This window comes from Delftia sp. WSY_12 (genome assembly GCF_043104645.1).
In the GTDB taxonomy this organism is placed as follows: Bacteria; Pseudomonadota; Gammaproteobacteria; order Burkholderiales; family Burkholderiaceae_C; genus Comamonas; species Comamonas tsuruhatensis.
In genome coordinates this window covers 1-13,357 of the sequence record NZ_JBICKW010000025.1, presented here as the reverse complement: position 1 = coordinate 13,357, position 13,357 = coordinate 1, and the positions used below count along the sequence as shown (strand labels likewise).

General features: G+C 64.2%; 10 protein-coding genes. 6 read left to right on the top strand and 4 right to left on the bottom strand.

What is annotated here, in order from left to right; all coding sequences use genetic code 11:
• The first annotated feature begins 281 nt into the window (after positions 1-281).
• Positions 282-1,139, top strand: coding sequence for a helix-turn-helix transcriptional regulator (locus ACF8LI_RS16870; protein WP_017404188.1), 858 nt, complete (start codon positions 282-284; stop codon positions 1,137-1,139).
• Positions 1,140-1,158: 19 nt separating this feature from the next.
• Here the strand turns inward: ACF8LI_RS16870 and ACF8LI_RS16865 are convergent, their stop codons facing one another.
• Positions 1,159-1,707, bottom strand: coding sequence for a DUF3455 domain-containing protein (locus ACF8LI_RS16865; RefSeq protein WP_016447834.1), 549 nt, complete (start codon positions 1,705-1,707; stop codon positions 1,159-1,161).
• A gap of 304 nt (positions 1,708-2,011) precedes the next feature.
• Between ACF8LI_RS16865 and ACF8LI_RS16860 the strand changes: the two genes are divergently transcribed.
• From ACF8LI_RS16860 to ACF8LI_RS16840, 5 genes are all read left to right on the top strand, one after another.
• Positions 2,012-2,596, top strand: coding sequence for an RNA polymerase sigma factor (locus ACF8LI_RS16860; protein WP_016447833.1), 585 nt, complete (start codon positions 2,012-2,014; stop codon positions 2,594-2,596).
• A 37-nt stretch (positions 2,597-2,633) separates the two neighbouring features.
• Entirely contained in the window at positions 2,634-3,461 is an 828-nt protein-coding gene (locus ACF8LI_RS16855) for an anti-sigma factor domain-containing protein (RefSeq protein ID WP_016451141.1), read from the top strand.
• A 232-nt stretch (positions 3,462-3,693) separates the two neighbouring features.
• Complete coding sequence (locus ACF8LI_RS16850) at positions 3,694-4,632, top strand: EamA family transporter (RefSeq protein ID WP_392413415.1); 939 nt, start codon at positions 3,694-3,696, stop codon at positions 4,630-4,632.
• A gap of 42 nt (positions 4,633-4,674) precedes the next feature.
• Positions 4,675-5,988 (top strand): DNA polymerase IV, encoded by a 1,314-nt coding sequence (locus ACF8LI_RS16845; RefSeq protein ID WP_016447830.1) that lies wholly within the window; start codon positions 4,675-4,677, stop codon positions 5,986-5,988.
• A 191-nt stretch (positions 5,989-6,179) separates the two neighbouring features.
• A complete protein-coding gene (locus ACF8LI_RS16840; RefSeq protein ID WP_017404185.1) occupies positions 6,180-7,739 on the top strand; it encodes a PAS domain-containing methyl-accepting chemotaxis protein in 1,560 nt (519 codons plus the stop codon).
• An 85-nt stretch (positions 7,740-7,824) separates the two neighbouring features.
• On the opposite strand, the gene ACF8LI_RS16835 is transcribed toward ACF8LI_RS16840, so the two are convergent.
• The 3 genes from ACF8LI_RS16835 to ACF8LI_RS16825 form a co-directional block, all read right to left on the bottom strand.
• Positions 7,825-8,922 (bottom strand): hypothetical protein, encoded by a 1,098-nt coding sequence (locus ACF8LI_RS16835; protein WP_392413413.1) that lies wholly within the window; start codon positions 8,920-8,922, stop codon positions 7,825-7,827.
• Between the two features lie 202 nt (positions 8,923-9,124).
• The gene (locus ACF8LI_RS16830; protein ID WP_392413411.1) at positions 9,125-9,670 is read right to left on the bottom strand and encodes a hypothetical protein; all 546 of its coding nucleotides are present in this window, start codon (positions 9,668-9,670) and stop codon (positions 9,125-9,127) included.
• Positions 9,628-13,357, bottom strand: a 3,730-nt coding sequence (locus ACF8LI_RS16825) for an RHS repeat-associated core domain-containing protein (RefSeq protein ID WP_392413409.1), incomplete at its 5' end; no start/stop codon positions are given. The genes ACF8LI_RS16830 and ACF8LI_RS16825, both read right to left, overlap by 43 nt.

Here is a 13,357-nt window from a genome sequence, read left to right as displayed (position 1 = left end):
AACGCTGGGTATGCAGCCACCGGATCGGCCGGCAGCCCCGCTCTCCTGGCTTCCCGGTGTGGGGAAGCTGCGCCAGGCCGGGATCAGGGAGAGTCGGTGCGAAATGCGGCGCCTGCGCAGGCGCCCGGACCCCGGCCATGGGCCAGGGATGGTAGGGAGGGCGAGGGCAGGCGGTGCATGGTGCGATGGCGGTGAATCACAGGGAACGGGTGCCAGTTTGCGGGCAGGGCGTTTGTCTGTCTTTATAGAATTTCTCATTTTCTCCATGGATCTGGACAAACATGCGCACTGCCGCCGACCTGCCCGCCGTGCCCTGTGGCCATGCCGGCCTGCCTGAGCTGCAGGCTGCCGCGCCCTTGCCCGTCACGGGCGTGGCCGGTGACTATCCGGCCGGGATGGAAGTGCAGGAGCACTCCCACGAATGCTGCCAACTGCTCTATGCCGTTCAGGGCGTGCTGGAGGTGCGCGCGCGCAGCGGGCGCTGGGTGGTGCCGCCCACGCGCGGCGTCTGGCTGTGCTCGGGCGTGCCGCACAGCCTGCGCATGCGTGGTGCCGTGCAGGTGCGCAGCCTGTTCGTGGATGCCCAGGCGGCGCAGGGGCTGCCGGTGGCGGACTGCGTGATCGAGGTCTCGCCGCTATTGCGCGAGCTGATCAGCGAGGTCGCGCGCTGGCCGGCGGCGCCGCAGCGTGGACAGGATGAAACGAGGAACCGGCTGGTCGTCGAACTGCTGCTGCAGGAATTGCGCCAGCCGCCTGTCGTGCCATTTCACCTGCCCTGGCCGCAGGATGCGCGCATGGCGGCTGTCTGCCGCGCGCTGGCCGAAGGCGGCCAGGCCGTGGGCCAGGGCGGTGAACGGGCTGAAAACCTGGCCGCCACGGCCGCCGACTGGGCCGCACGGCTGGCCATGGGCGAGAAGACTTTCCACCGCCATTTCCTGCAGGCCACCGGCCTGAGTTTCGGCCGCTGGCGGCAGCGCGCGCGGCTGCTGTCGTCCATGCAGGCCCTGCTGGCCGGCCGGCCCATCGTGCAGGTGGCGCTGGAGGCCGGCTATGAAAGCCACAGCGCCTATTCGCTGGCCTTCAGGCGCCAGTTCGGCATGCCGCCCTCGGCCTTCGGGGCAGGGGGCGGGCAGCCGTAGCGGCACCGGTGGCGGCGGATCAGGAAGCCTTCCAGATGATGTAGTCGGCCTGGTACTGCACCACCTGCTTTTGGCCCAGCGTGGAGCTGTTGCAGGCCATGGCCGGCGCCACGCCGCCGCGCGTGGCCACGCGCTGGATATAGGTCACGCCCTGCATGGCGCCCATGCCGGTGGCAGGTTCGGCCTTGACCAGTTGCAGGGGGATGTTGCCTGCGCTGGACGGCGCCACCGCGACCTGGGTGGCCGTGACCTTGGAGCCGTCCTGGTGCGCCCAGGTGGCGGGCGGGCCGAAGTAGCGGCCGATGACGCGGCCCTGGCGGTCCGTCAGGCGGGCATCGGGGCCGACGAAGGCCCACTCCTGCTCCATCGCCTGGTCCTTCTTGGCGCGGCACTCGTAGGTGATCTGACCGATGCCGACGGTTTCCATGGCGACCTTGTGGCCTGCGGGCACCTGCACGGCGGCCGGCAGGCCGGACTGGGAATAGCTCTTGCTCATGTCCATGGAGGAGCAGGCGCCAAGCGTCAGTGCAGCCATGGTGGCCAGGCCGAGGGGGAGGATGTAGCTCATGAGGTTCTCCAGGTCGAGGGGTTGAGGGATGTCGCCTTGGACCGCTGTCCGGGGCGCGACACACGGAATACGCAGCATGGGTGAGGTTGGATTCACCTGGGTGCAAAAAAAATTTATCCGCATCCGGTTCGCAATGTGCTGCGTATTGCCCAGTGAGAGCCGGCGCAGGCCGGCAGACCGGTACCAGACCCCCTGCAGGCCACCGATATGACCCCTGCAGCCGATTGAAGGACACGACAAGCCCCCCGGGGCGGCGACGCAACAGTGCGGGCCACGGGGCCGCCCGCTCGCCCACAATGCGTGCATGGGCACTACACCAACCGACCAAGAGCTGATGGACCTTCTGGACCGCATCGCAGCGCAGGACGAGCCCGCGCTCCGCAGCCTGTACGAGGCCACCTCGTCCCGGCTGTACGGGCTTGCGCTGCGCATCCTGCGGCACAAGGACTGGGCCGAAGACGTGCTGCAGGACAGCTACCTGCACATCTGGCGCAGCGCCTCGGGCTACCGGGGCTCGCTGAGCCCGCCGCTGGCCTGGATGGGCCTGGTGGTGCGCAGCAGGGCGCTGGACTTCCTGCGCCGGCGCCGCGCCGAACGCCTGCACCTGAACGAGGAGTTCGATGAGGCGCAACTGGCAGCCCATGGCGGCGGTAGCGATGAAAGCCAGGGCCCGCTGCAACTGGCCGAGGCCAGCGAGCAGGCGGTGGCGCTGTACCAGTGCCTGGAGCGGCTGGAAGGCCGCCAGCGCGAGGTGGTCAGCCTGGCCTACCTGCGTGACCTCAGCCACGGCGAACTGGCCGGCCAGCTGCAGTTGCCGCTGGGCACGGTCAAAACCTGGATCCGGCGCGGCCTGGAGCAGTTGCGCCGCTGCCTCTCGCGCCATGCGTGATGCAGATGACATGCTCTGAGCGGCCCAAGGATTTGCCATGAATATTTCCCGACACCCCGAACTGCTGGACCGGCTGGCCGCCGCATACGCCCTGGGCACGCTGCGCGGTGCGGCACGCCGCCGCTTCGAGCAACTGGCCCGTGACCAGGCCCCGGTGCGCGCCGCCGCCCTGCTGTGGCAGGGCCGCTGGTCGGCCCTGTCCGAAATGCAGGCTCCCGTGCGCCCCGACGATGCGGTCTGGGTCCGCATCGACAACCTGCTGCAGGCCGAAAAAGCCCGCGCCGCCCAGCCGCACCGGCGGCGCGCCGTTGATGGGCAAGGCCTGGACGAACGCGCGAAATCCGGCGTGGGCCGTGCCCTGGCCTGGTGGCGCGGCGCGGCCCTGCTGGGCGCCTGCGCCACCGTGGCGGCCGTGGCCGTGGGGCTGTGGTCGCACCAGGACCTGCGCCAAAGCGGTGAGCGCCAGCTGGCCGTGCTGCGCAACCAGCTGCAGGCCGCCCAGGTCGCGCTGCAGGCAACGCCCCAGATCCAGTACGTGGCCGTGCTGGCCGACGACAAGGCCGATGCCTCCATGCTCGTGACCTTCGACCCCGGCAAGAACAGCCTGGTGCTGCAGCGCGTGGGCGACTTCCACGAGGCCGCAGACAAATCGCTGCAGCTGTGGGCCCTGCCGCCCCAGGGCGGCCCGCAATCGCTGGGCGTGCTGGGACGCGACAAGCTCGTGAAGCTGACGGCAGCGGCCGCCGAAGTCCAGGGCGTGCCTGCCCTGGCCATCAGCCTGGAGCCCAAGGGCGGCGTGCCCAGCCAGACCGGGCCCACGGGACCGGTGCTGTTCAAGGGCGCGCTGATCCGGCGCGACCTGTAGCGCGCCGCGCAGGCCCGCTCGCCATTGGCGACGGCCGTGCTGCTGCACAACGCAGCCTGCTTGACCTGGCCAGAGCAGGGCGCGCGTGCAGCGTTGGCTGGCCGGCCTCTGTTTCGCTGCCGGGCGCGGCAGCCTTCTCCAAGTGCGTGCGCCTGGTGCCCGACCGGCGGCTATGCTGGCCGGCACTCAGTCGCCCGCGCCATGCCGGCGGTGCCTTCCCTTTTTTGCCGACATGCTTTTCTCCCTTCAAGACCTGACCTGGCTGTGGGTGCCCGTGGTGCTGTTCGCCGCAGCCGCCCAGACTGTGCGCAATACGGCCCAGCGCTCGCTGACCTCCGAACTCGGCACCCTGCCGGCCACCCTGGTGCGCTTTCTCTACGGCCTGCCGTTTGCCGGCATCTACCTGCTGGCGCTGTACCTGGGAGGGGACGGGGCCTGGGCGCTGCCCCGGTTCTCCTGGGCCTACCTGGGCTGGATCGCGCTGGGCGCCTTCTTCCAGGTAGCGGCCACGGCGGCCTTGCTGCTGGCCATGAAGGAGCGCAACTTCGCCGTGGCCGTCACCCTGTCCAAGACCGAGGTGCTGCAGGTCGCCCTGTTCGCAGGCCTCTTCCTGCACGAGCTGCCCACGGCCGTGGCCCTGCTGGCCATGGCGCTGGCCACCTTGGGCGTGCTCATCCTGTCGCTGCCGCCGCGCGGCCAGATGCTGTCGCTGTCGGCCTGGGCCAGCCGCTCGGCGCTCTACGGCCTGGCCTGCGGTGCCTGCTTTGCCATCGCCACCGTGGGCTACCGGGGCGGCGCCGTGGAACTGGCGCGCCTGGGCGAGATATCTCCCTGGCTGTCGGGCGCCTGGGGCGTGCTGATTGCCCAGCTCATGCAGACCCTGGGCCTGGGCGCCTGGATTGCGCGCACCCACGCGCAGGGCCTGCGCCCCATCTTCCGCGCCTGGCGCGTGTCGCTGCTGGCCGGCGGCATGGGCGCGGCCGCCTCGCTGGCCTGGTTCACCGCCTACGCCCTGCAAGGCGCCGCGCCCGTGCGCACGCTGGGCATGGTCGAGGTGGTGTTCAGCTACATCGTCTCGCGCCGCGTGCTCAGCGAAAGCCTGAGCCGCCAGGAGAAGATCGGCATGGCTCTGATGGTGCTGGGACTGGTCCTCATCTGCCTGCAGGGATGAATGGTCCAGGGCCTGTGGGAACAAGCCCTGCAGGCTGTATGAATGCACAGTTGCCGCAATAATGGCGGCGTGCCTGAAACGACACCCACGACACCCGCAAGCCCTGCCGATGCTGCGCCTGCGCGCCGCATCGCCCACCTGGACATGGACGCCTTCTATGCCTCGGTGGAGCTGCTGCGCTATCCGCAGCTCAAGGGGCTGCCCGTGGTCATCGGCGGCGGGCGCCGCGCGCATGACGAGGCGCTGGATGCGCGCTACGCCGGGCGGCTGCACGAGATTCCGGTGGACGAGTTCTCGCGCCTCAAGGACTACGTCGGCCGGGGCGTGATCACCACGGCCACCTACCCGGCGCGCCAGTTCGGCGTGGGGTCGGCCATGGGCATGATGAAGGCCGCGCGCCTGTGCCCCCAGGCCATCATGCTGCCCGTGGACTTTGCCGAGGTGCGGCGCTTCTCGCGCATGTTCAAGGAGATCATTGTCTCCATCGCCCCGCTGATGGAGGACCGCGGCGTGGACGAGGTCTACATCGACTTCACCGACGTGCCTGGCGGCCAGCGCGAAGGCGGGCGCGTGCTGGCTCGGCTGATCCAGAAAACCATCACCGACGCCACGGGCCTGACCTGCTCCATCGGCGTGGCCCCCAACAAGCTGCTGGCCAAGATGGCCAGCGAATTCAACAAGCCCAACGGCATCTCCATCGTCCAGCCCGAGGACCTGCAGACCGTCATCTGGCCGCTGGCCTGCCGCAAGATCAATGGCATAGGCCCCAAGGCCGACGCCAAGCTGCAGGCGCTGGGCATACGGACCATCGGCGAGCTGGCCGCGCAAAGCCTGCCCCAGCTCGTGCAATGGTTTGGCCGCGCCTACGGCAACTGGCTGCATGGTGCCTCCTGGGGCCGTGACGACCGGCCCGTGGTCACGCACAGCGAGCCCGTCTCCATGAGCCGCGAGACCACCTTCGAGCGCGACCTGCACGCCGTGCGCGACCGGGCCGAACTGAGCGCCATCTTCACCGACCTGTGCGAACGCCTGGCCCAGGACCTGCAGCGCAAGGGCTACATGGGCCGCACCGTGGGCATCAAGCTGCGCTACGACGACTTCAAGACCGCCACGCGCGACCACACGCTGGAGCTGCCCATGGCCGATGCCGCCACCCTGCGCCGCGCCGCAGGCCAATGCCTCAAGCGCGTGCCCCTGGCCAAGCGGCTGCGCCTGCTGGGCGTGCGCGTGGGCAACCTCGTTCGCACGGCCGACTGGAACGCCACCGCCCACGACCCGCTGGCGCGCGAGCAACTGCTCAGGGGACCGGCTCAGCCCGCGCCGGACAGCGATCCCTTTACACCTCAACTGTTCTGAATCATCACCACAAATCTGGCGCACACGCTGTAAAACCATGCACCAGTTCCGAGCATGGGACTGAGGTTGCCGTGCTGTGAGATGATTTGGAAATGTGAATTTGTGTTTCCGTTTGATGGATTCCGGTGGCTTCAGAGCGCTTCGCCTTGCCATTTCACAAGAACAAGAGACATCCCAAAGGAGTGGTACCCATGCGCGTGAATTTGCCCGTCAGCCAGCTCAACTACGACTTTCCGGGCGATGAGCTGCTGGTATCCGTCACCAACACCAAGGGCGAGATCACCCATTGCAACCCTGCCTTCGTGCGGGTCAGCGGCTATACCTACGAGGAACTGATCGACCAGCCGCACAACCTCATCCGCCACCCGGACATGCCGGCCGCCGCCTTCAAGGACATGTGGCGCACCATCGCCCACGGCTACCCGTGGACTGCCCTGGTCAAGAACCGGCGCAAGAACGGCGACCACTACTGGGTGCGCGCCAACGTCACGCCCATCATGGAAGGCGGCAGGCCGCGCGGCTACCTGTCGGTGCGAACCAAGCCCCGGCCGGACGAGATCGAGGCCGCCGAAGCCCTCTATGCCCGCATGCGCGCCGAAGCCGATGCCGGCCAGGAAACCCTGCGACTGCGCGGCGGCGAATTGCGCCGCCTGGGCCTGGCCGGGCTGTGGGACCGCCGCGGCGACCTGGGCCTGACCGCGCGCATGGCGCTGATGCTGGGCGGCGTGGGCCTGGCGGCCATGCTGCCCGACCTGCTGGGCTGGCAGGGAGCCGCAGCCTGGGGCACGCGCCTGGCCGCCTTGCTGGCGGGTGGCAGCTTTGTGCTGTGGCGCTTCCAGCAGCGCTGCGTGGCGGGCCTGGAGCAGGCCAGCGGCTTTGCCGCCGACATTGCCAGCTGCCAGCTGGGCACCAACATGCAGCACGACTACAGCGGCCCCATGGGCGCCCTGATGCAGCGGCTGCAGCAGATCCAGATCAACCTGCGCGCCGTGGTCGGCGACGTGCGCACCGAAATGCGCGGCTTTGCCACGACGGCCCACGAGATCGCCCAGGGCAGCTTCGACCTCGCGCAGCGCACAGAATCCCAGGCCACCAGCCTGCAGCAGACGGCGGCCTCGATGGAAGAGATATCGGGCACCGTCGCACAGACCGCCGACACGGCCCAGCTCATGGCCCATGAAAGCGACCAGAGCCGCCAGGTCGCCGGCAAGAGCGGCGCCGCCATCCAGGAAGTGGGCGCTGCCATGGAGCACATCCGCGGCTCCTCGCGCCGCATGGGCGAGATCATCGGCGTGATCGAAAGCATTGCCTTCCAGACCAACCTGCTGGCCCTGAATGCCGCCGTCGAAGCGGCACGCGCAGGCGAGCAGGGCCGCGGCTTTGCCGTCGTGGCCGGCGAAGTGCGGGCCCTCGCCCAGCGCAGCGCCTCGGCCGCCAAGGAAATCAGCGGCCTCATCAACCGCACCGTGGACGGCATCAACGATGGCAACGCCCGCATGGACGCCGCAGGCCGCACCATCGACGGCATGGTCGACGCCGTGGGCCGCGTCAGCGACCTGGTCCACCAGATCAGCATCGCCACGCGCGAACAATCCGTAGGCATCGCCCAGGTCAACGACGCCGTGGCCCAGCTCGACTCCGTCACCCAGCAAAACGCCGCCCTGGTCGAGCAATCGGCCGGCGCGGCGGGCTCGCTGCGCGCCAGCGCCCAGTCGCTGGAGCGGTCGCTGGAGGTGTTTACGTTGAGGTGAGGGGAAGGGCCGGTTGGAGGGGGTCTGCTTGGGGCAGGCCACAGTCAGGCCATGGGCTCTGACTGCCTTGAAATGCCGGGACAGTTCAGAAATCCCGGCTTTCGATAAAACAGAATTCGGTGCGGTTCGCGCCTGAGTCGGTTTTGAGGCGAGAGTCCGCGCTGACGATATGCAGCTCGTTGCCATAAGCATGCACGTAGTTGAAATCATTGCCGGATGCCACTACACCTGATTCTGTATCTATGCTTGTATGGACTGATTGGTCTTGCTGACTGATGCGGTGCACTAGGAGCTTCCTATCATTTACGCCAACCCAGGCAATGTCTTTGCCCACCTCTACCATCTTCCCAAAAATGGAAGCGATGTTCTGGCGTTGATGAAGCTTGGTTCTCCATAGAAATCCAAAATTCTCCGAACGTTTTTCTACATAGAGCTGCTCGCCGATCCAGTAGCTGATGGCCAGGCCTCCATCTTTGAGTGCAATGCCTGTGGTTGCAGTTGAATTCAAAGGGATTTCAATCAACAGATTTCCTGTGGCACCATAGACTCTCAGTGCCGATCCGATAGATTGCTGAGAGATTTTTTCTACGTAATAGTTGATGATTCCGATGATGCGCCCCTGGCTTTCGAACAGCGCCGTTATCTCCCCTTGGCGATTGCCTTGTATTTTTAGTGGCTTGCTTTTCTGTAGGTCATGGCTGAGATGTTGTAGGAATGGCATATCTTTTTCTGTTATTCCTCCTATGAAATAGCCCTTGGCACTTGCGGCGATGCTGCGGACAAGTGTCATTTCGCTCAATGGTCTGGTGCGCGATACCATTGACAAGTCTTTCTTCAATTGCAGAATTGTCGAATCGCCTTTGCGGCCCATGTGAACTAGTAATGGACGGTATTGGGTGGTTTGTGCAAATGACGGGAGAATATAGAGGCTGATCGGTGAATTTATTATCTCGGTGGATTTTTCTGAGCCACATCTCATCTCCTGGGTATATAGAGATGGGGTGTTTTCAGATGAGTGTGTTTTTAATATTGACTTGACTAGATGCGAGGTGCCATTTCGTGAGATTAATTGTACATACGGAGGATGTGCTGGCTTTGTATTTGTAGTGGATAAATTTAACTTTGCGTACGCTTGAGTGATGCTGGTCGCAAAATATATGATCAATAATTGGAATATTTTCATGAAATATTCCGAATGGTTTGATGAATGATTGTCTGGCGTACGACATTTTGTGGAATGTGTTCTGGATTGTTCATGCATAGGCATAAAGTACAACATGAAAGAACACAGGCCTACGGGGTTTGCATCCATATCGTCATGGATGGGCTGGAGTTTATTTTCCTGCATATACCCCTTATTGAATGTCCTGAGTAATTGCTTCTGTCTAGCGCCACTTATAAGGTTCAGCGGTGACTTCCACTTTGTCATCTCGAAATATGACAATCATCTTCAATTGGGTAGTTGGGCGGTCTGCTCGGATTTTTGAAATAAGCTCTGGAGTCAGTATGGGAGTCAGGTCCACACGCTGTACGTAATGGGGGTTGGTGGCCCAGAGTTTCTCATAAATTTCATCGCTTTTGCTCGAGTACTTTATTTCTTGCGGAGTGTTTTTTGACCAATCGAGAAATTCATTGCTATAAATAAACCACTCTATTTCTACAGATCTTGGTATTCCTCCTTGTGTATCTCCTGGCATAAAACTCATATGTGATCCTCCTCCTCCTGGGCCAAGTGGACCAGGAAATGGTCCTCGTCGTCCGTCAAAATCAAAACGCTTTGCTAATAATGAGCTTATTCCTTTGTTGTAAAAAGACAATGACAAGCCAATGCCTTGCTTTCTATTTGCGCAACTGGCTAATGGTAATAAAAATGATGAGGAAAAATAAACTATCGCAGTGCGACGGTTAGTCCATAATTTTCTTGTAGCCATTTTGCATATTCCCTTATATCTATATCTCCAGTAATAGCTGATACACCATCCCTATCAAATCCCGGCCTGTCTCTATATTTGATGAATTTTTGGCTCTCGGCGTGCGTTAGTCCTTCTATCTCTGCAACACGTCGATAGATACAATCACCTTTCTTTTCATTGTTCTTTTTTAAACAAAAAAGGCTGTCTTCTGGAATTCCGCCGGGAGGTGTAGTGCTTTTGTCGTGAAGAACGGGCTCGGTTACTGTGCCCCATTTTTTGTCACCAGCCTCCTCCCAGCTTCTCATTGCTAAACCACTCTCCTTTGCCTTCTCTGTAATCCAGTTCAGCGCCACATTGGACAAGTCGCCCGTCCCAAAGCTGCCGCCAATATCGGAATGGCTTCCAATAAAGCCTAACTGGATGCCTCGATCAATAGCTTCACCAGGGAATATTGAGCGATGCTCATTCAGCGCCACGGCCTGGAATACATGTTGAATTTCAGCAGGAATAGCGAGTTGCCATTCGTCATTGCTGGCTCCAAGGGCACCAAACTGTGCTACGGTATCCCACAGCCCCAGGAAACGCATTTCCACACAGTCGGATTTTTCCTTCCATCGACGCTCCTTGGTGCGAGTGATCACCCGGTTTGCAAAGTCCCTGGCCATGGCGGCACCACGGCTGAAACCTACAATATCTATACTTACTCTCTTTCCGTCCGCAAACTGATGAGACTCCATGTACTTATCCAGCTGTCCCAGCATGTAGTCCACACGTTCGCGGGCTGTGACACCCCTGGAATAGTCTCCCATTCGTGTGCGGATACCTTTATCCAAGTCATCACGGCCCACACCATTGATATGCAGGCGCGGTCCATTCGCTGTCTCGTCATACGCTAGAAAAAACTTGTAGACATTGGATAACGTGTCATTTCCGGGTGGTGGATTGGAATTACCTGTTCCATCAAACGCAAACAGAATTAACCCCTCCGGATCCACATACCGCAGCGGATTGCCCCGCACATAGCTGTAGGGATTGGGCCCATCCGGCGTGCCCAGCGGGTCGGGTGTGAGGTATTGACCCCGGTCCGGGTCGTAGTAGCGGTGCAGGTTGTAGTGCAGCCCGGTTTCAGCATCGTGGTACTGGCCCGGCAGGCGCAGCGGCATTTCAAAGCCGGGCTCCGATGCCTTGGACAGCACCTGCTGCCGGCCAAACGCCGTGTAGCGGGCGCGCCAGATCAACTGGCCCTGCGTGTCGGTGGCCGCTTCCACGGCGCCCAGGTGGTTGGTGTGCAGCCAGGCCAGGCGTTCGCCGCCGCCCACCCAGCGGCCCGCGATGGTGCCCAGGTCCTGCACGATGCGCCCCAGCGTGCCGGCGCCATCCGCAGGCTTGCGGCCTTGGGGCGTGTCGATGACGGCCAGGGGCCACTGGCCCAGGTGGATGTACTGGCGCGTGATGCGGCCCTGGGCATCGAGTTCGGCGCTGAGTTGGCCAGATTCGTAGAGGTACGCCCGGCTGCCTCCTTGGGCCTTGCCGGTGTGCTTGGCAATGCGCTCGCCCCGGTGGTTGTAGCGGTAGCGGGCCAGCGGGGCGCCCTGTTCGCTGACCTGTTCCAGCCGTCCCAATGCGTCCCAGCGGTAGCTGTGCGGGCCTGCCTGCAGGGGCTGGCCGTTGGCGTTGTACTGGGTGCGCTGGGTGGTTGTGTCTTTCTGGTCCGCTGCACGCTCGGCACTCCAGCGGTGGCTGCCTGGCAGGTAGGCGATGGCCCGCGTGCCCGCCTGCAGATCGCCGGAGGCCACGTTCTGCTGGTCCAGGGTGCGCCTGCCGGCCTCGTCATAGTGGTAGCGGCTGGAGCGCAGTTCCTGGCCAGTGCGCTGGACCTGGACGATCAGGCGGTCGTGCATGTCGTAGGCATGGCTGTCCTGGTGCAAAGTCTGCGGGGCTTGGCTGTAGTGGTCCTGGCGCAGCAGCAGGTTGCCTTGGCTGTCCCACAGGTAGCGCATGTCCAGCAGGGCTTGGGGGTCGGTGGGCTGGCCCAGGGCTCCCGGCTGGTCGGGCGCCGGTTCGGCTGTCGTTTGCGCGGCAGTTGCTGCAGTGGCCTGTGCCTTGGCTTGCATGGGCTCGGCCGCATGGGCCGGGGTCAGGCCTAGCAGTTGCTCTGCAATGTCGGTGGGCCGGGCACCCAGCATCCAGTCATGGGATGTGCCAGAGGCAGTGCGTGTGTTGTTCTTGCCGGTCTGGCGGTAGACGATGCGCGCCAGCAGACCTTCGCGGCTGCGCTGATAGCGGGCCTCGATGCCGTTGCCTGCCTGCCAGCTGCGCAGTCCCACCAGGTCGCGCTCGAATCCGGTGGCAATGGTTTGCGCCGGGCTGAGCCAGCGCAGCCAGGGAGTGCGCACGCGCTGCCGCTGCAGGCCGGTGATCTGGCCATGGCCGTCGCGCAGGTAGTGCAGCCAGCTGCCGTCGGGAAGGCTGGCGGCGGAGAGTCTGCCGTGGCTGTCGTATTCGTAGTGGAGGGTGTGGTGCTGGCTGCTCTCCCCGCTTTCACCGTTTGCACCGCTTTCTTCATGGCGGGTGATGCGCTTGCGCACGCGCAGGCCCCTGTCGTTGTATTCGTAGGCCTCGCTTTGCTCGGGATGCTCCAGCGCCACCAGCCTGGGGCCCAGGTAGCGCCAGCGGGTGGTGGTGGTGCGTGGCCGCGCGCCATCTTGCGGCAGTTGCGTGATGGTTTGGCGCAGGATGCGGCCGCGCAGGTCGTATTCGTAGCGCGCCTGCTGGCCCAGGGCGTCGCGGCCCGAGACCAACCGGTCGGTGGCGTCGTAGCCGCGAATGCTCAGGCCGCTGTCGGGGCTGAGGGTGGCGACGCTGCGGCCGAAGTCGTCGTAGAACTGGCGTGCCTGCGGTGCAGTTTCAGTGCCGGCCTTGTCTGCGGCGGATGGCGGCTGCTCTGGCGCGCCGGGCTGGTAGGTCTGCACCTGGGCCATGAGGCGGCTGCCGTCATCGGCGCGGCCACCGTAGCGACCGGACTGCAGCAGGCGGCTTTCCGTGTCGTAGCGGTGCTGTGTGAAGCTGCCTCGGACATCGGCGCTCCACAGCAGGCGGCCCAGGGCGTCATGGTGCTGGCGGGTCTGGGCCGCATAGGCGGCATTGCCCGTCTTGTCCCCGTTGCCGGGCCAGCCGCCGGTGCCGGTTTCCGTGAGGTGGCCCAGCGCGTCGTAGCGCCAGCTTTGCTCTTGCAGCACGCTGGCGTCGGGGGCCAGGCTGCGCATGGCCACCAGTCGGGCCTGGGCGTCGTGGCGCAGTTCGGTGCGCCAGCCCGTTTCGTCCTCCTTGGCCGAGGGATCCCGGCTGTGCATCTGGATGATGCGCCCGGCCTTGTCATGCTCCAGCGCCACGGCGGTGCCATCGGGCTGCAGCACGCGCGTGACGTGGCTGCCGCTGCGGTCCCAGCGCAGCCGCGTGAGGTCGTTCTGCGCCGGGCTTCCGTCGTCATAGCCTGCCAGCGAGGTGGGCAGCGGCCCGTCGATGTCCACCAGCACGCTGCGGCCGTTGATCTCGGTGTAGCGGTAGTGCGTGCTGCGTTCGATGGGCGTGGCGCCGTCCGCATTGCCTGCGGGCTGGCCCTGGGCATCCAATGGGCTGAAGCCCGTCTCGGTGATCTGCAGCGGCTGGCGGCTGCTGTTGTAGCGGATGCGGATCTGGTGTTCG

Excerpts from the sequence above, each read along its gene's own strand:
- ACF8LI_RS16870 (WP_017404188.1), top strand. The coding sequence starts at position 282 with ATGCGCACTGCCGCCGACCTGCCCGCCGTGCCCTGTGGCCATGCCGGC.
- ACF8LI_RS16865 (WP_016447834.1), bottom strand. The coding sequence starts at position 1,707 with ATGAGCTACATCCTCCCCCTCGGCCTGGCCACCATGGCTGCACTGACG.
- ACF8LI_RS16860 (WP_016447833.1), top strand. The coding sequence starts at position 2,012 with ATGGGCACTACACCAACCGACCAAGAGCTGATGGACCTTCTGGACCGC.
- ACF8LI_RS16855 (WP_016451141.1), top strand. The coding sequence starts at position 2,634 with ATGAATATTTCCCGACACCCCGAACTGCTGGACCGGCTGGCCGCCGCA.
- ACF8LI_RS16850 (WP_392413415.1), top strand. The coding sequence starts at position 3,694 with ATGCTTTTCTCCCTTCAAGACCTGACCTGGCTGTGGGTGCCCGTGGTG.
- ACF8LI_RS16845 (WP_016447830.1), top strand. The coding sequence starts at position 4,675 with ATGCACAGTTGCCGCAATAATGGCGGCGTGCCTGAAACGACACCCACG.
- ACF8LI_RS16840 (WP_017404185.1), top strand. The coding sequence starts at position 6,180 with ATGCGCGTGAATTTGCCCGTCAGCCAGCTCAACTACGACTTTCCGGGC.
- ACF8LI_RS16835 (WP_392413413.1), bottom strand. The coding sequence starts at position 8,922 with ATGAAAATATTCCAATTATTGATCATATATTTTGCGACCAGCATCACT.
- ACF8LI_RS16830 (WP_392413411.1), bottom strand. The coding sequence starts at position 9,670 with ATGGCTACAAGAAAATTATGGACTAACCGTCGCACTGCGATAGTTTAT.